Raw genomic sequence first — 23,254 nt, forward strand, 5'->3', positions numbered from 1 at the left:
CGGAACGCCGCGACGAGGGCCGATCGGTCGGAAAACCCGGCGTGTCGCATGTGAGGGACGCACGTCAACCCGCCCGCCGGTCGGACCAGGGCACCACGGTCCCGGCGCCGCCCGAGCGGACGGCGGCGTGCACGGCCCGGGCCAGTGGCGCGCCCCAGGCCGACCGGGGCCCGCCGTACGGGGCCGGATCGCCGTCGGCCGGGCAGAGCACAGTCACCGCGTCGGTGGGGGTGCCGGTGGCGGGCAGTCCGAGTTCCCAGATCGCCTGCGCCTTCGCCTCGGTGGCGGTGGCCACCGCGTTGACGAGTGCCGCGTCGCCGAGCCGCTGCGGCACGTACGCGACGATGTTGACCGTGCCGACGCGCTGCGCGGGCTCGGGCACGGCGGGCCGCGCCGGCTCGGGCGCGGCGGCCCAGACCGGCGTGCCCAGGCCGACGGTCGCCCAGACCCGGACGCCGCCGTCGGCGTGGCTGACCACCTCGGTCACGTCCACGCCGGTCAGCAGCCCGACGCCGGGTCCGCCCAGGCCGAGGCCGTGCGCCAGTTCGGCCAGGTGCGCGGCGGGGTCGTCCCGGTCGTACGACATCGGCACCGTCGCGTTCAGCACCCACCCGCGGACGCCGATCCCGCCGCCCAGCGGAGCGGAGCCGACCGCCAGCAGCGGCGTCTCGGCCCGCCAGACCAGCAGGGGGATGTCCCACCCGGCTTCGGACCTGGTGGTCAGGAACGGCTCACACAGCACGCCGGTCACCCTACGATCACAGGAGGGAACGGGTGGCGCCGGCCCGGACCGGAGGCGGGATCTTAGCTGCTCACCGGGTCGGGCGGGTTACGCCCAACGATCAAGATTCCAGGGGTGCACCTCTGATTCCTACTCATGTGCGCCTAGACTGGCGGCGCGCGAGGGATCAGCGGACGGCGGACCCGGCCGACGGACGGCACGCGCAGGCGGAGGTGCGCGATGGACGAGGTACTGGCCCGCAGCGGGATCTTCCAGGGTGTCGACCCGGAGGCTGCCGAGGCGCTCGCCAAGGAGATGGAGACGATCGAGGTCCGCAAGGGCGAAATCGTCTTCAACGAGGGCGAACCCGGCGACAGTCTCTACATCCTCCTGTCCGGCAAGATCAAGGTGGGTCGCCGCGCGGCGGACGGCCGGCAGAACCTGATCGCCGTGATGGGCCCGTCGGACATGGTCGGTGAGCTGTCGCTCTTCGACCCCGGTCCGCGTACGGCGACCGCCACCGCGGTCACCGACACCCGGCTCGTACGCCTGCGTAAGCAGGCCCTGCGGCCGTGGCTGAACAACCGGCCCGAGATCGCCGAGCAGCTGCTGCGGGTGCTGGCCCGCCGGCTGCGCCGGACCAACGACTCGCTCGCCGACCTGATCTTCACGGACGTGCCGGGCCGGGTCGCCAAGAACCTGCTCCAGATGGCCGGCCGCTTCGGCACCCGCGACGGCGGCGTGCTGCGCGTGACGCACGACCTCACCCAGGAGGAGATCGCCCAGCTCGTCGGCGCCTCCCGGGAGACCGTCAACAAGGCGCTCGCCGACTTCGCCTCGCGCGGCTGGCTGCGACTGGACGGCAAGAGCATCATCATCCTCGACCCGGAGCGCCTGGCCCGCCGCGCGCGGGTCTGACCTCCGTACCGGCTTCTCCGGCCCGGCCCGCCATCGCGCGGAGCCGGGCCGGTGCCGTCTTGAGCGCATCGGGCCGGTGCCGCGTCTGAGCGGGCCGGTGCCGTCTCTGCCCGCCGCAGAATCGCTTGGTCCTGCCGGGCCGGTGTCGCCAGGCTGGGGCGATGCCCGATCGTGTCGCCGTTCTCTCCGACATCCACGGTGTGCTGCCCGCGCTGGAAGCAGTGCTGGCCGAGCCGGACGTGGCCGCCGCCGACCTGATCGTCCTCACCGGCGACCTGGCGGCCGGTCCGCAGCCGGTCGAGGTGCTGGACCGGTTGGCCGCGCTCGGTGACCGGGCCTGCTGGGTCGGCGGGAACGCCGACCGGGAGCTGGTGCAGGCGCGTGCCGGGGCGGCGTCCCCGATCGAGGTGTCGAACTGGGCCGCGGGGCAGCTCCGCGACGACCAGGTGGCCCGGCTGGCCGCGCTGCCGCCGTCCGTCACGCTGCCGGTCACCGGTCTGGGCGACGTGCTGTTCTGCCACGCCACCCCGCGCGACGACGAGGAGGTCGTGCTCGTCGACTCGCGGCTGGACCGCTGGGCGGAGGTCTTCGCCGGCCTGCCGCCCGAGGTCGGCACCGTGGTCTGCGGGCACACGCACATGCCGTTCACCCGGCTGGTCGACCGCCGCCTGGTGGTGAACCCGGGCAGCGTCGGCATGCCGTACGGGGGCGCGGGCGCCTGGTGGGCGCTGCTCGGTCCGGGCGTGCAACTGCGCCGTACGCGCTTCGACGTGGACGCCGCATGTGCCCGGATCGCCACCGAGTCCGCCTTTCCGGACGCGGCGGCCTGGGCCGACGAGTACGTCCGCTCCCGCCACTCCGACGCCGACGCGCTCACCGTCTTCGCTCCGCGCGACGGCCGCTGAGGCGTTAAAAAGGGGCCCTTCCGCTACCGCAGGCGTTAACAAGGGCCCCCTCCTTTCAAAAAAGTCAGGCTTGACTGTTTGTTTTGGGGGCGGCAGGCTGATGGCGTGTCCACCGCACCGAGCCGAGTTCCGCAGCAGGAGCGCAGCCGCGCCACCCAGGCCCGGCTGCTGGAGGCGACAGTCGACTGCCTGGTGGAGCACGGCTGGTCCGGCACCACCACGACTGTGGTGGCGGCCCGCGCCGGGGTCTCCCGGGGCGCCCAGCTGCACCACTACCCCACCAAGGCCGCGCTGGTCACCGCCGCCGTCGCGCACCTGACCGAGCGCCGGGCGGCCGAGCTGCGCGCCGAGGCGGCGGCCCTGCCGGTCGGCCCGCAGCGGCTCGACGGCGTGGTCGACCTGCTCGCCGCCTCCTTCACCGGCCCGCTGTTCGCGGCCGCGCTGGAGCTGTGGGTGGCCGCGCGTACCGACGCCGAGCTGCGCGCCGCGCTGGTGCCGCTGGAGGCGCGGATCGGCCGCGAGATGCACCGGCTCACCGTCGAGCTGCTCGGCGTGGACGAGCGCAAGCCGGGCGTACGCGAGTCGGTGCAGGCCACGCTCGACCTGCTCCGCGGCCTCGGCGTGGCCAACCTGCTCAGCGACGACTCGCCCCGCCGCGCCGCCCTGCTGCACACCTGGAAACGCCAGCTCGCCGCGCTGCTCACCCCCGAGAGCGAGCGGCACTGATCCCCTGACCCACCCCCGCCCGGAGGCACAATGGTCGACCTGACAGCCCTGCTCGCGGATCTGGCCGCCGAGTCCGAACAACTCGACGCGCTCGTCGCGGACCTGCCGCCGGACGGATGGGAGCGGCCGACACCGGCCCCGGGCTGGACCGTCGCACACCAGATCGCACACCTGGCCTGGACCGACCACGTCGCCTACCTGGCGGCCACCGACGAGTCCGCGTTCTTCGCCTCGGTGATGGCCGCGCCGGACCCGTCGCGCCTGGTCGAGGACGGCGCCGAGTCCTTCCTCGCGCCCCCGCCTGCGCTGCTGGCCCGCTGGCGTTCCGGCCGGTCGGCGCTCGCCGGCGCGCTCACCGCCGTCCCGGCCGGGCAGAAGATCCCCTGGTACGGCACCAGCATGTCGCCCACCTCGATGGTGACGGCCCGGCTGATGGAGACGTGGGCGCACGGCGAGGACGTGGCAGACGCGCTGGGCGTCAGCCGTACCCCGACGCAGCGCCTGCGCCACATCGCGCACCTCGGCTTCCGTACCCTCGGGCACGGCTTCGCCGCCCACGGCCGTGCGGTGCCCACGGCGCCGGTGCGGGTGGAGCTGACCGCGCCCGCGGGCGGTGACGTGTGGGAGTTCGGGCCGGCCGACGCGGCCGACCGGGTGACCGGCCCGGCGCTCGACTTCTGCCTGCTCGTCACGCAGCGCCGGCACCGCGCCGACCTGGCCCTGACCGCCACCGGGCCGGTGGCCGACGAGTGGCTGGACGTGGCCCAGGCGTTCGCCGGCCCGCCCGGTGACAAGCGGGAACCGGCGAGCGGAGTTCCCTCATGAGCGTGCTGCGGATCGGGAACGCGTCGGGCTTCTACGGCGACCGTTTCGCCGCCTGGCGGGAGATGCTCGACGGCGGCGAGCTGGACGTGCTGACCGGTGACTACCTGGCCGAGCTGACCATGCTCATCCTCGGCCGGGACCGGATGCGCGACCCGTCGCTGGGCTACGCGAAGACGTTCCTGCGTCAGGCGGAGGGCGTGCTCGGCACCGCGCTGGAGCGCGGCGTCACGCTGGTCACAAACGCGGGCGGCCTCAACCCGGCGGGGCTGGCCGACGCGATCCGGTCGCTCGGCGACCGGCTCGGCCTCCAGGTGCGGGTCGGGTACGTCGAGGGCGACGCGATCCAGCGGCCGGACGCGCTGACCGCCAACGCGTACCTGGGCGCGTTCGGGATCGCGGCCTGCCTGGACGCGGGCGCGGACGTGGTGGTCACCGGTCGGGTCACCGACGCCTCGCTGGCGGTCGGCCCGGCGATCGCCCGCTTCGGGTGGACCCGCGACGACCTCGACGCGCTGGCCGGGGCCACGGTGGCCGGGCACCTGATCGAGTGCGGCGCGCAGGTCACCGGCGGCAACTTCAGCTTCTTCACCGAACTTCCGGACGGCGGGCACCGGCCCGGATTCCCGATCGCCGAGCTGCACGCGGACGGCTCGTCGGTGCTCACCAAGCACGCGGGCACCGGCGGCGCGGTGACGGTCGAGACGGTCACCGCCCAGCTGCTGTACGAGGTGGGCGGCCCGGACTACCTCGGGCCGGACGTGGTGACCCGGCTCGACACGGTACGGCTGGAGCAGGAGGGCCCGGACCGGGTCCGGGTGTCCGGGGTGCGCGGCACGCCGCCGCCGGACACGCTCAAGGTGGGCGTCAACAACCTGGGCGGCTTCCGCAACTCGATGACGTTCGTGCTGTGCGGGCTGGACATCCCGGCCAAGGCGGCACTGGTCCGCGCCCAGATCGAGGAGTCGGTCGGCACGGAAGGGCTGGAGTTCACGCTGGCCCGTACCGACCACCCGGACACCGGCGACACCGAGGCGGCGAGCGCGCTGCTGCACGTACATCTGCGCGACGGCGACAAGTCGCGGGCCGGGCGGGCGTTCTCGGCGGCGGCGGTGGAGCTGGCGCTGGCCTCCTATCCGGGTTGCACGCTCACCACGCTGCCCGGTGACGCGACGCCGTACGGGGTGTTCACCGCCGACGCGATCGCGCAGGACGCGGTCGAGCACGTGGCGGTGCTGCCCTCCGGCGAGCGGGTGCCGATCCCGCCGCCGACGGTGACGAGCGGTTTGGAAGGGACCCTTGTACAACACGAGGCGTTAACAGGGGGCCCTTCCTTGCACGCCACCCGGCGGGGGCCGCTCGGTGAGCTGGTCGGCGCGCGCTCGGGCGACAAGGGCGGCGACGCCAACCTGGGCGTCTGGGCGCGTACCGACGCGACCTGGCCGTGGCTGCGCGACTGGCTGACCGTGGAACGGCTGGCCGAGCTGCTGCCGGAGACGGCGTCGCTCACCGTCGAGCGGTACGAGCTGCCGAACCTGCGCGCCGTCAACTTCGTGATCCGCGGGCTGCTCGGGCAGGGCGTGGCCGCGTCCACCCGGTTCGACCCCCAGGCCAAGGCGCTCGGCGAGCTGCTGCGCTCGCGAGTGGTCGACCTTCCGACGGAGGCTCCGGCATGACCATCGTGGACACGCCGGAACGTCGGCAACTGCGCGAGCTGACCCGCTCGTTCGTGGTCCGGGAGGTGCTGCCGCACCTGTCCGACTGGGAGCGGGCCGGCGAACTGCCCCGGTCGCTGCACGAGACCGCCGCGAAGGTCGGCCTGCTCGGCATCGGCTTCCCGGAGTCGGTCGGCGGCAGCGGCGGCGACCTGCTCGACTCGATGGTGGTCACCGAGGAGATCATCCGCTCGGGCGGGTCGTCGGGGCTGATCGCCGCGCTGTTCACGCACGGCATCGCGCTGCCGCACATGGTTCAGGCTCAGGACGAGACGCTGATCGAGAAGTACGTCCGGCCGACGCTCGCCGGGACGATGATCGGCGCGTTGGCGATCACCGAGCCGGACGGCGGCTCGGACGTGGCGGGCATCCGCACCTGCGCCGTACGCGACGGCGACCACTACGTCGTGAACGGCGCCAAGACGTACATCACCAGCGGGGTCCGGGCCGACTTCGTCACCACTGCGGTCTGCACCGACTTTCCCGGGTCGGGCTCGCTCAGCCTGCTCGTGATCGACAAGGGCACGCCGGGGTTCACAGTGGGCCGGCGGCTGGAGAAGCTGGGCTGGCACTGCTCCGACACGGCCGAACTGTCCTTCGTCGACGTCCGGGTGCCGGTGCGCAACCGGGTCGGCCCGGAGGACACCGGCTTCCTCGCCATCATGCAGCAGTTCGCCGCCGAGCGGCTGTCGCTCGCCACGCAGGCGTACGCGACCGCGCAGCGCTGCGTGGACCTGACGGTGCGGTGGTGCCGGGACCGTCAGACGTTCGGCCGGCCGCTCGTTTCGCGGCAGGTGGTGCGGCACCGGCTGGCCGAGATGCACTCCCGCACCGAGGCGGCCCGGGCGTACGTGCACGAGGTCGCCGAGCGGGTCGCCGCCGGGCAGCCGGTGGTGACCGAGGTGGCGATCGCGAAGAACGTGGCGGTGTCCGCGTGCGACTTCGTCGTCGACGCGGCGCTGCAACTGCACGGCGGTTTCGGCTACATGCGTGACGCCGAGGTGGAGCGGCACTACCGCGACGCCCGGCTGCTCGGCATCGGCGGCGGCGCCACCGAGATCATGAACGAGATCATCGCGAAGGGCATGGGCCTGTGAGCACGACAGTTCTGCAGAGCACGATCGACCCGTCCGCGCCCGCCTTCACCGCCAACCGGGAGGCGCTGCTGGAACGCCTCGCCGAACTGGAGGCGGCGCTCGACCAGGCGCGGGGCGGTGGCGGCGAGAAGTACGTGACCCGCCATCACGGTCGCGGCAAGCTGCTCCCGCGGGAGCGGATCGAGCTGCTGCTCGACCCGGACAGCCCGTTCCTGGAGCTGTCGTCGGTGGCCGCGTTCGGCACCGACTTCCCGGTCGGCGCCAGCACCGTGACCGGCATCGGCGTGGTCGAGGGCGTCGAGTGCCTGATCGTGGCGAACGACCCGACGGTACGCGGGGGCGCGATCAACCCGTGGTCGCTGGCGAAGACCCGGCGGGCGGGTGAGATCGCGGCGGCGAACCGGCTGCCGATGGTGAACCTGGTCGAGTCGGCCGGGGCGGACCTGCCCACCCAGGCGGAGATCTTCATTCCGGGCGGCCGGGTGTTCCGGGACCTGACCCGGCTGTCGGCGCAGCGGATCCCGACAGTGAGCGTGGTCTTCGGCAACGCCACCGCCGGTGGCGCGTACGTGCCCGGCATGTCGGACTTCACCATCATGATCCGGGACCGCTCGCAGGTCTACCTGGCCGGGCCGCCGCTGGTGAAGATGGCCACCGGCGAGGTCACCGACGACGAGTCGCTGGGCGGCGCGGCGATGCACGCCACCACGTCCGGCCTGGCCGACTTCCTCGCCGAGGACGAACGCGACGGGATCCGGCTGGCCCGGCAGTGCGTCCGCCGGCTCAACTGGCGCAAGCAGGGCCCGCCGCCCCGCAACCCGCACCCGCTGCCACCCCGGTACGACCCGGAGGAGCTGCTCGGCATCGCCAGCGCCGACCTGAAGGTGCCGTTCGACCCGCGGGAGGTGCTGGCCCGGGTACTCGACGACAGCGCGTTCGACGAGTTCAAGCCCGGCTACGGCACCGCGCTGGTGACCGGATGGGGTGAGCTGCACGGCTACCCGGTCGGTGTGCTGGCGAACGCCCGGGGCGTGCTGTTCAGCGAGGAGGCGCAGAAGGCGGCGCAGTTCATCCAGCTCGCCAACGCGGCGGACACACCGCTGGTGTTCCTGCAGAACACCACCGGCTACATGGTCGGCACCGAGTACGAGCAGCGCGGCATCATCAAGCACGGCGCCCTGATGATCAACGCGGTGTCGAACTCGAAGGTGCCGCACCTGACGGTCAACCTGGGCGCCTCCTACGGCGCCGGCAACTACGGCATGTGCGGCCGGGCGTACGAGCCGCGGTTCCTGTTCACCTGGCCGAACGCGAAGTCGGCGGTGATGGGCCCGGCGCAGCTCGCCGGGGTGCTGTCCATCGTGGCCCGGCAGGCCGCCGCCGCCCGGGGCCGCGAGTACGACGAGGACACCGACGCCGCCATGCGGATGATGGTCGAGCAGCAGATCGAGTCGCAGTCCGGCGCGCTGTTCCTGTCCGGGCGGCTCTACGACGACGGGGTGATCGACCCTCGGGACACCCGTACCGTCCTCGGGCTGTGCCTGTCGGCGATCCACAACGGACCGGTGAAGGGCGCCGACGGTTTCGGCGTCTTCCGGATGTAGGGGGCGTGCTCACAATGATCACCAAGCTTCTGGTCGCGAACCGGGGCGAGATCGCCCGCCGGGTCTTCGCCACCTGCCGCGCCCTCGGCGTGGCCACCGTCGCCGTGCACTCCGACGCGGACGCCGACGCGCCGTTCGTCGCCGACGCCGACCAGGCGGTACGGCTGCCGGGGAATACGCCGGCCGAGACGTACCTGCGCATCGACGCCATCCTCGACGCGGCCCGCCGGTCCGGCGCGGACGCCGTCCACCCCGGTTACGGCTTCCTGGCCGAGAACGCCGAGTTCGCGGCGGCGGTGACCGACGCGGGTCTGACCTGGGTCGGGCCGTCCGCGAAGGCGATCGCGGCGATGGGCGACAAGATGGCCGCCAAGGCGCTGCTCGCCGACGCGGGCGTGCCGATGCTGCCCACCTGGACCGACCCGGCCGAGGTCACCGCCTTCCCGGTGCTGGTCAAGGCCGCCGCGGGTGGCGGCGGCCGGGGCATGCGGATCGTCCACGACGCGGCCGGGCTGGCCGAGGCCGTCGCGGGCGCGCGCCGCGAGGCGGCGGCGGCGTTCGGCGACGGCACGGTCTTCATCGAGCGGTACGTGGAACGCGGCCGCCACGTCGAGGTGCAGATCTTCGGCGACACCCACGGCACCGTCGTGGCCCTCGGGGTACGCGACTGCTCGGTCCAGCGCCGCCACCAGAAGATCGTCGAGGAGGCGCCCGGCGTGCTGCCCGACGACGTGCGCGCGGCGCTGCACGAGGCGGCGGTGGCCGCCGGGCGGGCCGTCGACTACGTCGGCGCGGGAACAGTGGAGTTCCTGCTCGCGCCGGACGGGCAGGTGCACTTCCTGGAGATGAACACCCGCCTCCAGGTGGAACACCCGGTCACCGAGCTGACCACCGGGCTGGACCTGGTACGGCTGCAACTGCTCGTCGCCGAGGGCGAGCCGCTGCCGGTCACCACCACGCCGCCGGCCGACGGCCACGCCATCGAGGTACGGCTGTGCGCCGAGGACCCGGCCCAGGGCTTCCGTCCGGCCACCGGCACGCTGCACCGGTTCGCGATCCCCGGGGTCGCCGCCGAGTTCGGTCCGGCCCGGGGGCTGCGCCTGGACTCGGGCGTGGTGGACGGCTCGACGGTGAGCGTGCACTACGACTCGATGCTGGCGAAGCTCGTCGCCTGGGCGCCCACCCGCACCGAGGCGGCCCGCGCCCTGGCCGGCGCGCTGGCCCGCGCCGAGCTGCATGGCGTGGCCACCAACCGGGACCTGCTGGTACGCGTGCTGCGCAGCCCGGAGTTCGCCGCCGTGGACGTCGACACCGGCTTCCTGGACCGGCACCCGGAGGTGTTCGAGCCGCTGCTGCCGGCCGAGCAGCTTCCGGTGGTGGCGCTGGCCGCCGCGCTGGCCGCTGCCGCCGCACGCCGGGCCGCCGCCCCGGTGCTGGCCGGGCTGCCGTCGGGTTGGCGCAACGTGCCGTCCTTCCCGCAGGTCACCCGGTTCACCGGCCCGGGCGACGAGGAGATCGAGGTCCACTACCGCCTGGACCGCACCGGCGCCCTCGCCGAGTGGGGAAGGAAGGGCCCCCTCTTAACGGATCCGGTAGAGGAAGGGTCCCCTGTTAACACCGAGCTGCCGGTGGTCGAGCTGGTGACGGCCGCCCCGGACCGGGTGGTGCTCGACGTCGACGGGGTTCGCCGGGCCTTCCGCGTACACCGGGTGGGGTCGTCGGTCTTCGTGGACGGCCCGGACGGGGCGGCGAGCCTCACCGAGCTGCCCCGCCTGCCCCTGCCCACCGCGGAGCTGGCGGCCGGGTCGCTGCTCGCGCCGCTGCCCGGGGCGGTCACCCGGGTGCACGTCGAGGTCGGTCAGCGCGTCGCCGCCGGTGACCTGCTGCTGACGCTCGAAGCGATGAAGCTCGAACATCCCGTGCTCGCCCCCGCCGACGGCGTGGTGACGGAACTGCCGGTGCCCGCCGGCGGCCAGGTCGAGACGGGTGCCGTACTGGCCGTCGTGGACCCCGAGGAGGACCCCCAGTGAACTTCGACCTCACCCCCGAACAGGACCAGCTCCGCGATGCGGTACGGGAGCTGGGACGCAAGTACGGCCATTCCTACTTCGTGTCGAAGGCCAAGGCCGGCGAGCACACCACCGAGCTGTGGCACGAGGCCGGCCGGCTGGGCTACCTGGGCGTCAACATCCCCACCGAGTACGGCGGCGGGGGCGGCGGCATCACCGACCTGGCGCTGGTGTGCGAGGAGTTGGCCGCGACCGGCTGCCCGCTGCTGCTCCTGGTGGTCTCCCCCGCCATCGCCGCCACGATCATCAGCAAGCACGGCACGGAGGAGCAGCGCAAGAAGCACCTTCCCGGGCTCGCCGACGGCTCCGAGAAGATCGTCTTCGCGATCACCGAGCCGGACGCCGGTTCGAACTTCCACCGGCTCTCCACAGTGGCCCGGCGCGACGGCGACGACTGGCTGCTCAGCGGCCGGAAGATCTACATCTCCGGCGTGGACGAGGCCGGGCACGTCCTCGTGGTCGCTCGCACCGAGGACGCGTCCACCGGGAAGTTGAAGCCGGCGCTGTTCATCGTGCCGACCGACGCGCCGGGCCTGGAGAAGTCCAAGCTGGACATGGAGATCCTGTCGCCGGAGAACCAGTTCCTGCTCTTCCTCGACGACGTCCGGCTGCCCGCCGACGCGCTCGTCGGCGAGTCGCTCGACGCCGGGCTGCCGGCGCTGTTCGCCGGGCTCAACCCGGAGCGCATCACGGTGGCCGCGATGGGTGCCGGCACCGGCCGGTACGCGATCGACAGGGCGAGCGACTACACCGCCACCCGCAAGGTGTGGGGCGGGAACTCGATCGGCTCGCACCAGGGCGTGGCGCACCCGCTCGCGCACGCGGCGGTCCAGGTCGAGCTGGCCCGTCTGATGATCTACAAGGCGGCGACGCTGTACGACGCGGGTCGCGACCTGGAAGCGGGCATCTCCGGCAACATGGCCAAGTACGCGGCCGGTGAGGCCGCCGCGCTCGCCGTCGACACCGCCGTCCAGGCGCTCGGCGGAGCCGGCATGACCACCGAGTACGGCGTGTCGACGCTGCTCGGCGCGGTACGCGCGGGCCGGATCGCCCCGGTCAGCCGCGAGATGATCCTCAACTTCGTCGCCCAGCACGTCCTCGGCCAGGACAAGTCCTACTGACCGAGGTGGGCCCGGGGTACGGCGGGTGCCCGATCACCTGCCGTACCCCGGGGGTCCGTCACTGGGCGGTGTGGTCGAGGAGACCTCGGCCTCGCCACTCCCGGATCGACGCTCACGGTAGCGGCTTCCCAACCCGGAGCGATACGGCAGCCGGCCAACAGATGTAACGATTTTTGCTCGATCGACGCTTCTGCCGCTCCGAAGTGGAGCGTGACTGACGGGAAGCCGTCTCGGCCCGCCGGTTGACAGGTTGCCGCGCTGGGCCATGCTTGTCGGGTGAGATCGTTCCCGAAGCCCGATGCGCGGGCGAAGGCCGTCGTCGCGTCCCTGGCGACGGTTGCGGCGGTGGTGGCCCTCGCGGTGTGGCGCCCGCCCGGCATCCTGTCGGTCGTGCTGGCCCTGGTCTGCGTCGTGCTGGGCATGATCGCCGGGGTGACGATCACCGCGGCCCGCCAGCCCGTCAGCGGTGGTGGGCACACCCCGTCGCCCGAGACCTGGCTGCCCGAGGCCGGGTACGGAGTGGACGCCGACACGCTCGAGGCGATCGACCCCCGGGCGGTACGGAACCTGCGCGCCCCCGGCGGCCATCCGGTCGACGCGGACACGCTCGAGACGCTGGACCCGCGGGCGGTACGCGGCCTGCGGACGCAGACCGCGGTGGACGCCGACACGCTGGAGACGCTCGACCCGAGGTCGGTGCGGCAGAGCCGAGGGCTCAGCGGCCGGTGAGCGTGGGCCCGGCGAGCGCGTTCACTCCCCGCCCGGCCAGGCACCGGTAGGTGCGGTCGGCGTCGGTCTCCGGCGGCAGCACCTCGAGGTTCCATCCGTTCGCCGGGTCCGCGCCACTGACCACCCGGAACGTGTCGGGGTTGCACACCTTGCCGACGGCCGGGTCGGCGACCACCGCGTCGTGCTTGGCGCCGGCGAGACCGGCCGGCAGGTCACCCGCGGCGTACGTCTCCCAGGTGTGCTGGCCGTCGCAGGGCACCCGGCTCGCCTCGGCCCGGTCGCGGCGCAGCCGTACCGGACCGAAGCACTCCAGCTCGGAAGCGCACCGTGCGCCGGCCGGCAGCCGCACGTCGGCGGACGCGCAGCCGGGCACCGGCCCCCCGGCCACGCCGCTCGTCACCGGGGTCGGCGGAGCGGCGGGCGTGTGACCGGCGGCCAGCCAGCCGCCACCGGCCGACGCCGCCAGCGCGAGCACCCCGGCGCCGCCGAGGAACCAGCGCTTGGGCCAGCGGCGGGCCCGCGACGCCACGGTCGGGTGGTCGTCGTCGGCGGGCGGGCGCGGGTTCGGGCCGCCGCTACGGCGGTAGCGCTCGGCGCCGTCGTAGAGCGCGCCGCCGGCCGGGGCGCCGTCCAGCGGCAGCCCGGCGAGCAGGCCGCGCAACTCGACCGCGGAGGGACGCGCACCCGGGTCGTTCGACATCCCCAGCCGGAGTACGTCGATCAGCTCGCCGGGCACCCCGGGCAGCCCGGGGATGGGCTGCTGGAACATCTCCAGCACGGTCACCAGACTCGGGTTGCGTTCCGAGTGCCAGCGCGGCGGCCGGCCGTACATCACCGCGTAGAGGGTGGCGCACAGCGAGTAGACGTCGACGGCCGGGCTGGGCGGGCTGTGGTTGAACGTCTCGGGCGGCGCGTACGCCGGGGTGAGCGCCTCCAGCATGACCGAGGAGTCACGGAACTCGGCGAGCACCGCCAGGCCGAAGTCGGCGAGCACCGCCGAGTTGAACTCGGAGTGCAGGATGTTTGCCGGCTTGACGTCCCGGTGCAGCACGCCCGCCGCGTGCGAGTGGGCCAGCGCGTCGGCGATCTTCACGCCGAGGTCGCGGGTCTCCTCCGGGCCCAGCGGCGAGGTGCGCATCCGCTCCGCGTACGAGCCGTCGCACAGTTCCATGATCAGGTAGGGGTGCTGGTCGACGGTGACCCCGACGTCGAAGAGGTCGACCACGTGGGGGTGCGACGACATCCGCCCGGCGGCGCGGGCCTCGCGCAGGAAGCGGGCCTGGTCGCGTTCGCTGTCCAGCGTCCGGTTCTCGATCTTGACCGCCACCTCGCGCCCCACCGAGATCTGGGTGGCCCGGTAGATGGTGGCGTAGCCGCCCCGGGCGAACACCTGCAGATCGGTCAGACCGGGCACGATTGGCAGCCGCACGGCGCCGGGCGGGGTCTCGGTCACGGTTCGAAAATACCCAACTGGTCCGGCCGCTCAGCGGGCCGCATCGGTGGCCGGCACCGGATCCGGCGCGGAGTCGTCAGTGGCGGTGCCCGCCCGGCGCGCGTCCCACCACAGGCCGACGGCTGTCGCGACCGCGCCCAGCCCTTCCCACGCGGCGACCGCGAAGAACCGGTCCGGCGCGACGTCGGACAGCACCGCGATGGTGAAGACGGTGAACGTGACCAGGCGGAACCAGACAGTGAAGCGGTAGAACGGCCGCCACTCGGTGGCGACGGCGAGCAGGTAGTAGACCCCCATGTTGAACGAGGCCATCGACGACGCGGTGAGGAACGTGCCGGTGTAGTCGCCCGGGGCGCGTTCGGCCGGCACCTCGAAGCCGAGCAGACGAAGCTGAGTCTCCGGCCAGATCAGGCCGAGCGCGCCGAGGAGCAGCGCGAGGAGCCCGAAGACCGCGATCGTCCAGCCGGCGCCCGAGCGCGGCAGCCTCATCGTCCCTCCCCAGCGTGGTCCGCCGGTGACGCAGGCGCGCACCGGGAGGCGGCAGTCGATCCACGACTGTCGCCGCCCACGCTAACCGGCTCCACCGACGAACACATCCCCGGAACCGTCAGAACACGGGCGATCAGCCGCCGGAGAGGCGGACCCGCAACGCGTCGGCGACCATCCGCTCACTGCGCTGTTCGGTGGCGTACGCGAGGCGTACCGCCTCCTCCGCGTTGGTCAGCGCCTCGGCCCGGCGGCCGCACGCGTCGAGCGCCTCGGCCAGCACCAGCCGCGCCACCACCTGGCTGCGCACGTCCTCGGCCGGCGCCGTGATCGACCGCTGCGCCCAGTCGAGCGCCTGTTCGCGCTGGCCGTGGGCGAGCAGCGCGGCGGCGTACCGGGCCATCGTCTGCCGCCGGGAGAACAGCAGCGAGGGCGCGTTCGCCGCGCCGGTGGCGACCGGGGCCAGCAGCCCCACGGCGGTGCCCGGGTCACCGGCCGCGAGGCGGGCCATGGCGAGCAGCACCCGGGGCGCGACCTGGGCCGGGGCCTGCGGGTTGTGCGGCTCCACCCGGGTCAGCACCGACCGTGCCTCCCGCTCGGCGGTCTCGTGGTCGCCCATGTCCAGCGCCACGAAGCCGCGCAGCGTCCCGGCCATGCCGGTCAGCAGCGGGTGGGTGGTGCGGTCGGCGTACTCGAGCGCGTCGGTGAACAGGTCGGCGGCGTGTTCCGGCTCGCCCAGCCCGCGCGCCACCACCCCGCGCACCACGAGCGCGAAGCCCTGTCCCCAGTCGTCGCCCACCTCGGCGAAGTCCCGGTACGCGCGCCGCGCCGCCCGGTCCGCCTCGGCCAGGTCGCCCAGCTCGGCGGTGGCGTACGCCTCAACCGCGCGCAGCGTGCCGACCGCCCACGCCTCGCCGACCCGCTCCCCGAACGGCAGGAACACCCGCGCCATCCGGCACGCCTCCCGCAGCCGTCCGGCGAGCAGCCGGGCGAACGCGGTGGTGCCGCGCAGCCAGGCCCGCCCGTACGGGTCCTTCAGCTCGGCGAAGAGCCGGGCGGCCCGCCCGAGCACCGCGTCGGTGCCGGCGAAGTCGCCCCGGGTGGTGGTCACCCAGGCCAGGTTCTGCAACGACCAGGCCTGCCCGCGCGGATCCCGGGCGGCCAGGCTGACCTGATAGGACGCGGCCAGCCGGCTGCTCGCCTGCCCGAGCCGGCCGGCGATGAAGTCGGCCATGCCGAGCCGCCGCATCGCCGACGCCCGCATGGTGGGCAGGTCGGCGTCGGTGGCCACCTGCAACGCCTCCTGCCAGCTGCGCTCGGCCCGCTCGGCGTCACCCAGCGTCTGCTGGGCCTGCCCGGCCAGCAGCAGCGCGGCGGTCCGGGTGGCCGGGTCACCGGTGTTCGCGGCGATCTTCTCGGCGAACGCGAGCGCGTCGGCCGGGCGGCCGATCTGGAGCAGCGCCCGGGCGTGCGTCACCCGGTCGGCCGGCGGTACGCCGTCGCGGGCCAGCTCGGCCGCGCGTTCGGCGTACTCGACCGCGAGAGCCGGCTCCCCCGACCGCAGTGACCGGCGGGCGGCCCGGCCCAGCGCGGCCACGCCCAGCGGGGTGACCGCCCGGGCCGGCGCGTCCGGGCGCAGCTTGACCGCGTCGGCGAGCGCTGTGGCCCGCTCGACGTGCTCGGCGACGAAGTCGTCCCGGGCGGCCTCGGTGAAGGCGCCCGCCGGGGCGCCGCCCGTCCCGTCCACGCTCTCCGGCGCGGCCCAGCGGGCCAGCGCCGCGTGCCGTTCGGCCAGCTCGGCCTTGCTCACCCCGGCGTACGCGGCCTCCCGCATGAGCGGGGTGGCGAAGGCGAACCCGGTGCGGGTGCGGTGCAGCATGCGGCGTTGCAGCAGCTCCTCCACGGCCCGGTCCAGCTCGACGGCGGCCACCGCGGCGGGCCGGCCGTCCTGCCCGAGCCGCTGCTCGCGCAGCGCCTCCAGCGCGCCGGCGGGCACTGTGTCGCCCACCACCGCGGCGTCGCGCAGCGCCGAGCGGGCATCCGGCGGCAGCGCGTCGATACGCGCCGCGAGCACCGCGGCCAGGTCCCGGGAGAGCAGCCGGCTGCCGAGCGAGCCGGGCGCGAGACGCCAGCCGACGTCCGCGCCGCGGCCGGGCCCGGCGGTCAGCGCGCCGCGCTCCATCAGCAGCGTCACGAGTTCGGCCAGGTAGAACGGGTTGCCCTGGGCGGTGGCGAGCAGCCGGTCCGTGTCGGCCTGGGGCATGCGGCCACCGGCGAGGTAGCTGGTGAGCAGCCGGGAGGCGTCCGCGCCGCGCAGCGGCGGCAGCGCGTGCACCTCGGCGTCCGCGACCCGGGTCAGCGCGCCGGCGGTCCGTACCAGCTCGGGACGGCCGAGCAGCAGCACGAGCACCGGCCCGCTGAGCCGGTTGAGGGTCAGCGCCAACGCCTTGAGCGTCTCGGCCGTGGCGTCGTGCAGGTCGTCCACCACGATCACCAGCGGCGCCTCCACGGCGAGCGCGGTGAGCAGGTCCGCGACAGCGGTCGGCACGGCTTCGTCGTCCGGTGGCGGCCCGGCCGCGTTCCACTCACCGTTCTCCGTGGCGGGCGGCAGTTCAGCGTACCCGAGCAGGGCCAGGAGCTGGTCCACGGCGATCGGTGGCGGGTCGCCGGGGAGCCGGGACAGGCGCTGGCCGAGGCGGCGCAGCCGCTCCTCGACGGCCGGGCGGGTGACGGCGGTGGCCGCGTCGCCGGGCAGGCCGACGGCGGCGCGGACCAGGTCGGCCAGCGGGGCCAGGCGGCGGCGCTCGCCGAACGCGGCGCACCGCACCGACAGCACCCGGGCGCCGGTGTGCGCGGCGTACCGGCCGGCGCCGACGTCGTATCCGGCGGCGAGGCGTTCCACCTCGGCCGCGAACCGGGACTTGCCGATGCCCGCCTCGGCGGTCATCAGCAGCACCCGGGGCTCGCCCCGGTCGATCACCTCGGCGAGCCGGCCGGCGACCCGGCCGATTTCGGTCTCCCGGCCCACGAACGGCGCCTCGTCGCCGAGACCGGACCGGGTGCCGGGCGCGTCCAGCAGGCCCAGCAGCTCGTACGCCTCGACCGGCTCCCGCTTGCCCTTGAGCCGCAGCGGGCGCAGCGCCCGCCAGGAGGCGACGTGCCGAGTGGCGGCGGAGGTGCGCGCCCCGGCGTAGACCGCGCCGACCGCGGCGGCGTCGGCGAGCCGCGCGGCGGTGTTCACCGTGTCGCCGATGACCGTGTACTCGATCGCCGCCTGGATGCCCGCGATCACGTCCCCGGTGTTGAGGCCGACGCGCAGGCCCAGCGGCGCGCCGCCGCCCCGCTCGTCGTCGAGCACCCGCCGCACCGCGCGCTGCATGGACAGCGCCGCGCGGACCGCCCGCTCGGCGTCGTCCTCGTGGGCGACCGGCGCGCCGAAGACCGCCATGATCCCGTCGCCGGTGAGCTTGTCGACGTGGCCGCCGAACGTCTTGACCGCGCCCGCGAGGGCGGCGAGCACCCGGTCGGTGACCGCGCCGACCCGTTCCGGGTCCAGGTCCTCCGACCAGGAGGTGAAGTCGGACAGGTCACCGAAGAGCACTGTCACCACGCGGCGTTCGGCGGCGGGCAGCGTGGCGGCGGCCGGCAGCGCCGCGCCGCAGTTGTGACAGAACCGCGCCCCGGGTACCGCTACCGTCCCGCACACCGGGCAGGTCACGGCTGCTCCACTCCGAGGTGTTCGAGCTGGGCGCGGACGGACCACTCGGCGGCCCACCACAGCGACCTGTCGACGTCGGCGTAGACCACGGCGACCACCTCGGGCGCGGTGGTGGCGCCCGCGGCCACGGCGGCGCGCACCTGGTCCAGCCGGGCCCGCCGGTGGGCCAGGTAGAAGTCGGCCGCCGCGCCGCAGTCGGCGAGCGCCGGGCCGTGGCCCGGGAGCACCGGGACCTCCCGGTACGTGGAGAGCAGTTCCAGGCTCGACAAATAGTCGCCGAGGTGCCCGTCGGGGTGGGCCACCACGGTGGTGCCCCGCCCGAGGATCGTGTCGCCGGTCAGCACCACCCGATCGCCGTCGTGCTCGGCGAGGAGGCAGACCGAGTCGGCGGTGTGCCCGGGGGTGGGCAGCAGCCGCAGGTCGAGCCCCAGGTCGAGGCGCGTGTCGGCGGTGAGCGGGTCACCGCCGGCGGTGTGGGCCGGGTCGGCGGCGAGCACGGGTACGCCGTCGAGCAGCTCACGCAGCCGGGGCGCGCCCTCGGTGTGGTCCGGGTGCCCGTGCGTGATCAGCACCGCGCCGATCGGCCCCTGGGCCGCGATCGCGGCGAGGTGCCCCTCGTCGGCGGGGCCCGGGTCGACCACCAGGGCCGGCGCGTCCGGCCCGGCCCGCAGCACCCACGTGTTGGTCCCGTCGAGCGTCATCGGCCCCGGATTGGGCGCGCGCAACAGCGTCACCCACCCCGGCAGCCCATCTGCAAGCGCCCCAGCGGCCCCGGTCACACGCCCACCCATGGCAGCGATCGTACGACTCCCCCGGCCACTCCCCGCGATCTTGCAGTTCCCGCCGCTGGTTTGTCCCCGTCTGGGGCTTCTGCCAGGGCGGTAACCGCAAGATCGCGGGCACGGCGGGGCGGGTCAGACGACCTCGACGATGACCTCTACCTCTACCGGGGCGTCCAGGGGGAGTTCGGCCACGCCCACCGCGCTGCGGGCGTGGCGGCCGGCCTCGCCGAACACGGCGCCGAACAGATCCGAGGCACCGTTGATCACACCGGGCTGGCCGGTGAAACCGGGCGCGCTGGCCACGAAGCCGGTCAGCTTCACGACCTTCACCACGTTCTCCAGCCCGACCAGCGCGTCGATCGCGGCCAGCGCGTTCAGCGCGCACCGCTGCGCCAGGTCCTTCGCCTGCTCGGCGGAGACGCCGTTGCCGACCTTGCCGGTGGCGAGCAGCTTGCCCTCGGCCATCGGCAGCTGGCCGGAGACGTAGACGTGCTGCCCGGACTGGACGGCCGGCACGTAGCTGGCCACCGGCGGCACCACCTCGGGCAGCGCGAGGCCGAGTTCGGCGAGCTTCGCGTGGGGTCCGTTGCTCATGCCGGTCAGCCCTTCGGGCGCTTCAGGTACGCGACGAGCTGCTCCGGGTTCGGGCCGGGCACCACCGAGACCAGTTCCCAGCCGTCCTCGCCCCAGTTGTCGAGGATCTGCTTGGTCGCGTGGACCAGCAGCGGCACCGTGGCGTATTCCCACTTCTGCATCGGAGGAGGGCTCCCTTGCCTGACTTGGACTTCGGTCAGGCACAGCCTACGGTCCGCCGTCGTCAACGGGACGCGGGACGCGGCTCCGGCGCGGAGGGCGGCTCGCCGCACGGGCCCTCGTGCTCGAAGCGCTGCGGGCACCGGCTGCGGTCGGGCAGCAGCAGATCGCAGAAGACCCGGTGCCTGTTGTTCTGGTCGTCGGCGGTGGAGACGGTGGTCTCGCCCGCGTCCAGCTCCACCAGGAAGCTCAGCGAGGTGGCCACGGTGCCGGCGAGCGCGGTGGCCGCGGCGAGGTCGGCCACCCGTACCGGCAGGTGGATGACGTAGCCGGGCTCGTCCTCGTCCCGCCCCTTCGCGCCGGGGCGGGACGGCGTCCGGACCACCTCGACCGGAAGGCGGTACGACCGCTCGTTGAACGAGGCGGGCACGTCGGCCTCGCCGGGCCGGCCGGACCGGTCGCCGGGGAACTGGGCTCGGGGGGTGTTCTCCGCGTCGCGCATGCGTCGCCTCCGGGCGTCGTACCTGCTCACTGACACCGCCATCCGCCTCGGCACCGTCCGGCGGGTCCGGCTCTCCGTGTCGGGACGAACGTAGGACCTCCGGCCAGTCCCGGCAACGGGACGCGCATGCTTCGTCACAACCAGTCACATATGTGACACAAGCCTGGTCCGGAACGCGACCGCGAACTCGCCTCCCGCCGGTGCGTACGCGGGGCTGGCAAGCGCCCCGCCGACCGCTACCCTTCCGGACTGGGCACGCGCGGACGCGCGCCCGACCACCTCGACCCGTGCCCGTCGCCTGGGGCGGCGACGGGAGCCGCAACCCGGGGGAGACAGATGACCCAACCGCCCGCCGGTGGCGACACCGGCACGCCCGGCGACCCGCACCCACAATCACCGCCCGGCGGCGGCACACCGCCGGGCGCCGTTCCCGCCGCCGGGCCACCGGCGTATCCGCCCGGCCCGCCCGGTGGCCCGCCACGCAAGCGACCGGCGCTGCTCATCGCCTCGCTGGTGCTGGCCGCCGCGGTCCTGCTCTGCGGCGGTGGGGGCACTGCCGCGTTCCTGGTCCTGCGCGACGCCGAGAACGGCCAGGGAGCGAAGGAGCCGCAGATCGCGGTGGACGGCTTCCTCAAGGCCGTCTACCAGGAGCGGGACGCCGAGAAGGCGGCCACGTTCGTCTGCTCGGCGGCCCGGGACGACGAGAAGATCGCCGCCAAGGTCGCCGAGGTGCGCAAGTACGCCGAGCAGTACCAGAACCCCCGGTTCCGCTGGAGCAACCCGACCGTCGACAACGAGACCGGCGACCGGGCCACCGTCTCCGCCCGGGTGACCATGACCACCGCCGACGAGAAGGTCGCCGAGCAGTCCCTGCGCTTCACAGTGGTGCGGAAGACGGGTTGGTGGGTCTGCGAGGTCGGCTGATCCGGCCGGCTGGTTAGGCTCGACGGGTGGCAGCGAGTGAGCAGCCGGCCGAGTCCGCCGGCAGATGGCCGGCCCGCCTGCACGTGGTGACCGGCAAGGGCGGCACAGGCAAGACGAGCGTGGCCGCCGCGCTGGCCCTCGGCCTGGCCGCCGGGGGCCGGCGCACCCTGCTGGTCGAGGTGGAGGGCCGGCAGGGCATCGCCCAGCTCTTCGGCACCGACCCGCTGCCGTACGAGGAGCGGCACCTCGCCGACGCGCCCGGCGGCGGTGAGGTGCGGGCGCTGGCGGTCGACGCCGAGGCGGCGCTCCTGGAATACCTGGACATGTTCTACAAGCTCGGCGCGGCCGGCCGGGCGCTGCGCAAGCTCGGCGCGATCGACTTCGCCACCACGATCGCGCCGGGCCTGCGCGACGTGCTGCTCACCGGCAAGGTCAAGGAGGCGACCACCCGGACCAGCGGCTCGCGCCGGACGTACGACGCGGTCGTGCTGGACGCGCCGCCGACCGGGCGCATCGGCCGCTTTTTGAACGTGACAGCGGAGACCGCCCGGCTGGCCAAGGTCGGCCCGATCAAGACCCAGAGCGAGGGCGTCTCCGCGCTGCTCCGGTCGCCGATGACAGCCGTGCACGTGGTCACGCTGCTGGAGGAGATGCCGGTCCAGGAGACGCTGGACGCGGTCGCCGAGCTGACCCAGCTCGGCTTCCCGGTCGGCCGGGTGATCGTCAACGGCGTCCGCCCGCCGGTGCCGGCCGGCCGGGCCGTGACCGCGGCCGAGCTGGAGCGCGGGCTGGCCGCCGCCGGCCTGCCGACCGACGGCCCGACCGTGGCCGGGCTCGTCGAGGAGGCCCACGACCAGCAGGTACGCCGAGAGCTGGAGGACTCGCTCCGGGGCGACCTGGTGGAGCTGGGCCTGCCCATGATCGAACTGCCGCTGCTGCCCGGAGGAGTCGACCGGGCCGGGTTGGAGGCGCTCGCCGAGACCCTCGTCCGGGCGGATTGACTCACACCTGCGACCGGCACGGAGCAGAGTGCCCCTCGGGACCGATACGCTCGATTGGTGCCTTCCGAAGACGCGGCGCCTCCGCTTGACGTCGACCAGATCCTCGCCGACGACGGTGTACGGATCGTGGTCTGCTGCGGGGCGGGCGGCGTGGGCAAGACGACCACCGCCGCGGCGCTGGCGCTGCGCGCGGCCGAGCGGCACGGCCGCCGGACCGTGGTGCTCACCATCGACCCGGCCCGCCGGCTGGCGCAGTCGCTCGGCCTGACCGAGCTGGACAACACACCCCGCCAGGTCAAGGGCATCGACGTCGAGGCCAGCGGCGGCGAGCTGCACGCCATGATGCTGGACATGAAGCGCACGTTCGACGACGTGGTGCTCCAGCACACCGACCCGGCGAAGGCCGCGGAGATCTTCGCCAACCCGTTCTACCAGGCCATGAGTTCCACCTTCGCCGGTACGCAGGAGTACATGGCGATGGAGAAGCTGGGCCAGTTGCACGCCCGGGGCGAGTGGGACCTGATCGTGGTGGACACGCCGCCGTCTCGGTCCGCGCTCGACTTCCTGGACGCTCCGGCCCGCCTGTCCCGATTCCTCGACGGCCGCATGCTGCGGCTGCTGCTGGCCCCGGCGCGCACCGGCGGACGCAGCATGTTCAACCTGGTGACGGCGAGCTTCGGGATGTTCTCCAAGGTGGTGCAGAAGGTGCTCGGCGCCCAACTGCTCACCGACCTGTCCGGCTTCGTCGCCGCCCTCGACTCGATGTTCGGCGGGTTCCGGCAGCGGGCCGAGCAGACGTACCGGATCCTGCAGGCCCGGGAGACGGCGTTCCTGCTGGTCGCGGCCCCGGAGCCGGACGCGGTCCGGGAGGCCGCCTACTTCGCGGGTCGCCTGCGGGAAGAGCAGATGCCGCTGGCCGGGCTGGTGCTCAACCGGGTACACCGGCCGGCGGCGGACCTGTCCGCGGCGGAGAGCCTGGCCGCCGCGGAGCGGCTGGCCGCGGCGGGCGGGCACGAGGGCACCGTCGAGGTGCTGCGCGCGCATGCCGCGCTGGCCCAGCAGGCGGTACGCGAGGATCAGGTGGCGGCCCGGTTCACCGAGGCGTTCCCGGCGGTGCCGGCGGTGTCGGTGGCCGCGCAGCCCGCCGACGTGCACGACGTCGACGGGCTGCGGACGATCGGCGAGGCGATCAGCCGGAGCTGACCTGG

Annotated in this window: 21 protein-coding genes; 13 read left to right on the top strand and 8 right to left on the bottom strand. The window is 74.1% G+C overall.

The genetic code is table 11. The features are described from left to right. Positions 1-64 precede the first annotated feature (64 nt). The gene (locus tag DQE82_RS21470) at positions 65-742 is read right to left on the bottom strand and encodes an adenosylcobinamide amidohydrolase (RefSeq protein WP_113973638.1); all 678 of its coding nucleotides are present in this window, start codon (positions 740-742) and stop codon (positions 65-67) included. Between the two features lie 219 nt (positions 743-961). On the opposite strand from DQE82_RS21470, the gene DQE82_RS21475 reads away from it, so the two are divergent. The 10 genes from DQE82_RS21475 to DQE82_RS21520 all read left to right on the top strand — a co-directional run bounded on the left by DQE82_RS21475 (position 962) and on the right by DQE82_RS21520 (position 12,427). Next, on the top strand, positions 962-1,639 hold the full coding sequence (locus DQE82_RS21475; RefSeq protein ID WP_007466162.1) for a Crp/Fnr family transcriptional regulator: 678 nt from the start codon (positions 962-964) through the stop codon (positions 1,637-1,639). A gap of 161 nt (positions 1,640-1,800) precedes the next feature. Next, positions 1,801-2,544 carry a metallophosphoesterase gene (locus DQE82_RS21480; protein ID WP_113973594.1) on the top strand — a complete coding sequence of 248 codons (744 nt, stop codon included), beginning with the start codon at positions 1,801-1,803 and terminating at the stop codon, positions 2,542-2,544. Between the two features lie 105 nt (positions 2,545-2,649). Continuing rightward, positions 2,650-3,270 (top strand): TetR/AcrR family transcriptional regulator, encoded by a 621-nt coding sequence (locus DQE82_RS21485; RefSeq protein WP_043327870.1) that lies wholly within the window; start codon positions 2,650-2,652, stop codon positions 3,268-3,270. Positions 3,271-3,300: 30 nt separating this feature from the next. After that, entirely contained in the window at positions 3,301-4,095 is a 795-nt protein-coding gene (locus DQE82_RS21490) for a TIGR03084 family metal-binding protein (RefSeq protein ID WP_064446797.1), read from the top strand. Further along, positions 4,092-5,768: an acyclic terpene utilization AtuA family protein gene (locus DQE82_RS21495; protein WP_113973595.1), complete on the top strand. Its 1,677-nt coding sequence runs from the start codon at positions 4,092-4,094 to the stop codon at positions 5,766-5,768. The genes DQE82_RS21490 and DQE82_RS21495 overlap by 4 nt, the downstream gene beginning before the upstream one ends. Beyond that, entirely contained in the window at positions 5,765-6,904 is a 1,140-nt protein-coding gene (locus tag DQE82_RS21500; protein WP_069088222.1) for an acyl-CoA dehydrogenase family protein, read from the top strand. Before DQE82_RS21495 ends, DQE82_RS21500 begins: the two co-directional genes overlap by 4 nt. Further along, complete coding sequence (locus DQE82_RS21505; RefSeq protein ID WP_069088221.1) at positions 6,901-8,508, top strand: acyl-CoA carboxylase subunit beta; 1,608 nt, start codon at positions 6,901-6,903, stop codon at positions 8,506-8,508. Before DQE82_RS21500 ends, DQE82_RS21505 begins: the two co-directional genes overlap by 4 nt. A 14-nt stretch (positions 8,509-8,522) precedes the next feature. Then, the gene (locus DQE82_RS21510; RefSeq protein ID WP_113973596.1) at positions 8,523-10,538 is read left to right on the top strand and encodes a biotin carboxylase N-terminal domain-containing protein; all 2,016 of its coding nucleotides are present in this window, start codon (positions 8,523-8,525) and stop codon (positions 10,536-10,538) included. After that, complete coding sequence (locus tag DQE82_RS21515; RefSeq protein WP_043327864.1) at positions 10,535-11,698, top strand: acyl-CoA dehydrogenase family protein; 1,164 nt, start codon at positions 10,535-10,537, stop codon at positions 11,696-11,698. The genes DQE82_RS21510 and DQE82_RS21515 overlap by 4 nt, the downstream gene beginning before the upstream one ends. 276 nt (positions 11,699-11,974) lie before the next feature. Continuing rightward, positions 11,975-12,427 (top strand): hypothetical protein, encoded by a 453-nt coding sequence (locus DQE82_RS21520; RefSeq protein ID WP_043327863.1) that lies wholly within the window; start codon positions 11,975-11,977, stop codon positions 12,425-12,427. Here DQE82_RS21520 and DQE82_RS21525 read toward each other — a convergent pair. From DQE82_RS21525 to DQE82_RS21555, 7 genes are all read right to left on the bottom strand, one after another. Then, on the bottom strand, positions 12,414-13,880 hold the full coding sequence (locus DQE82_RS21525; protein ID WP_064446801.1) for a serine/threonine-protein kinase: 1,467 nt from the start codon (positions 13,878-13,880) through the stop codon (positions 12,414-12,416). The two genes, DQE82_RS21520 and DQE82_RS21525, sit on opposite strands and share 14 nt — an antisense overlap. A gap of 30 nt (positions 13,881-13,910) precedes the next feature. Next, positions 13,911-14,369, bottom strand: coding sequence for a hypothetical protein (locus DQE82_RS21530; protein WP_043327862.1), 459 nt, complete (start codon positions 14,367-14,369; stop codon positions 13,911-13,913). Between the two features lie 133 nt (positions 14,370-14,502). Further along, on the bottom strand, positions 14,503-18,084 hold the full coding sequence (locus DQE82_RS21535; protein WP_064446802.1) for an adenylate/guanylate cyclase domain-containing protein: 3,582 nt from the start codon (positions 18,082-18,084) through the stop codon (positions 14,503-14,505). Beyond that, positions 18,081-18,875: an MBL fold metallo-hydrolase gene (locus tag DQE82_RS21540; protein WP_069088219.1), complete on the bottom strand. Its 795-nt coding sequence runs from the start codon at positions 18,873-18,875 to the stop codon at positions 18,081-18,083. The genes DQE82_RS21535 and DQE82_RS21540 overlap by 4 nt, the downstream gene beginning before the upstream one ends. 123 nt (positions 18,876-18,998) lie before the next feature. Beyond that, on the bottom strand, positions 18,999-19,460 hold the full coding sequence (locus DQE82_RS21545) for a RidA family protein (protein WP_043327860.1): 462 nt from the start codon (positions 19,458-19,460) through the stop codon (positions 18,999-19,001). A 5-nt stretch (positions 19,461-19,465) separates the two neighbouring features. After that, positions 19,466-19,621: a DUF4177 domain-containing protein gene (locus DQE82_RS21550; protein ID WP_013289021.1), complete on the bottom strand. Its 156-nt coding sequence runs from the start codon at positions 19,619-19,621 to the stop codon at positions 19,466-19,468. 62 nt (positions 19,622-19,683) lie between these two features. Next, the gene (locus DQE82_RS21555) at positions 19,684-20,121 is read right to left on the bottom strand and encodes a hypothetical protein (RefSeq protein WP_043327859.1); all 438 of its coding nucleotides are present in this window, start codon (positions 20,119-20,121) and stop codon (positions 19,684-19,686) included. A gap of 336 nt (positions 20,122-20,457) precedes the next feature. Between DQE82_RS21555 and DQE82_RS21560 the strand changes: the two genes are divergently transcribed. Genes DQE82_RS21560 through DQE82_RS21570 form a run of 3 tightly spaced genes read left to right on the top strand, consistent with a single transcriptional unit; the run spans position 20,458 to position 23,249 of the window. Further along, positions 20,458-21,045 (top strand): hypothetical protein, encoded by a 588-nt coding sequence (locus tag DQE82_RS21560; RefSeq protein WP_069088218.1) that lies wholly within the window; start codon positions 20,458-20,460, stop codon positions 21,043-21,045. A 26-nt stretch (positions 21,046-21,071) separates the two neighbouring features. After that, positions 21,072-22,046: an ArsA-related P-loop ATPase gene (locus DQE82_RS21565; RefSeq protein ID WP_043327858.1), complete on the top strand. Its 975-nt coding sequence runs from the start codon at positions 21,072-21,074 to the stop codon at positions 22,044-22,046. Positions 22,047-22,100: 54 nt separating this feature from the next. Beyond that, positions 22,101-23,249, top strand: coding sequence for an ArsA-related P-loop ATPase (locus tag DQE82_RS21570; protein ID WP_176722798.1), 1,149 nt, complete (start codon positions 22,101-22,103; stop codon positions 23,247-23,249). The last annotated feature ends 5 nt before the right edge of the window (positions 23,250-23,254 follow it).

This window comes from Micromonospora sp. LHW51205 (genome assembly GCF_003315815.1).
Classification (GTDB): domain Bacteria; phylum Actinomycetota; class Actinomycetes; order Mycobacteriales; family Micromonosporaceae; genus Micromonospora; species Micromonospora chalcea.

Coding starts and splice junctions, on each gene's coding strand:
- DQE82_RS21500 (WP_069088222.1), top strand. CDS start 5,765: ATGACCATCGTGGACACGCCGGAACGTCGGCAACTGCGCGAGCTGACC.
- DQE82_RS21540 (WP_069088219.1), bottom strand. CDS start 18,875: ATGGGTGGGCGTGTGACCGGGGCCGCTGGGGCGCTTGCAGATGGGCTG.
- DQE82_RS21495 (WP_113973595.1), top strand. CDS start 4,092: ATGAGCGTGCTGCGGATCGGGAACGCGTCGGGCTTCTACGGCGACCGT.
- DQE82_RS21490 (WP_064446797.1), top strand. CDS start 3,301: ATGGTCGACCTGACAGCCCTGCTCGCGGATCTGGCCGCCGAGTCCGAA.
- DQE82_RS21555 (WP_043327859.1), bottom strand. CDS start 20,121: ATGCGCGACGCGGAGAACACCCCCCGAGCCCAGTTCCCCGGCGACCGG.
- DQE82_RS21545 (WP_043327860.1), bottom strand. CDS start 19,460: ATGAGCAACGGACCCCACGCGAAGCTCGCCGAACTCGGCCTCGCGCTG.
- DQE82_RS21560 (WP_069088218.1), top strand. CDS start 20,458: ATGACCCAACCGCCCGCCGGTGGCGACACCGGCACGCCCGGCGACCCG.
- DQE82_RS21530 (WP_043327862.1), bottom strand. CDS start 14,369: ATGAGGCTGCCGCGCTCGGGCGCCGGCTGGACGATCGCGGTCTTCGGG.
- DQE82_RS21475 (WP_007466162.1), top strand. CDS start 962: ATGGACGAGGTACTGGCCCGCAGCGGGATCTTCCAGGGTGTCGACCCG.
- DQE82_RS21550 (WP_013289021.1), bottom strand. CDS start 19,621: ATGCAGAAGTGGGAATACGCCACGGTGCCGCTGCTGGTCCACGCGACC.
- DQE82_RS21480 (WP_113973594.1), top strand. CDS start 1,801: ATGCCCGATCGTGTCGCCGTTCTCTCCGACATCCACGGTGTGCTGCCC.
- DQE82_RS21510 (WP_113973596.1), top strand. CDS start 8,523: ATGATCACCAAGCTTCTGGTCGCGAACCGGGGCGAGATCGCCCGCCGG.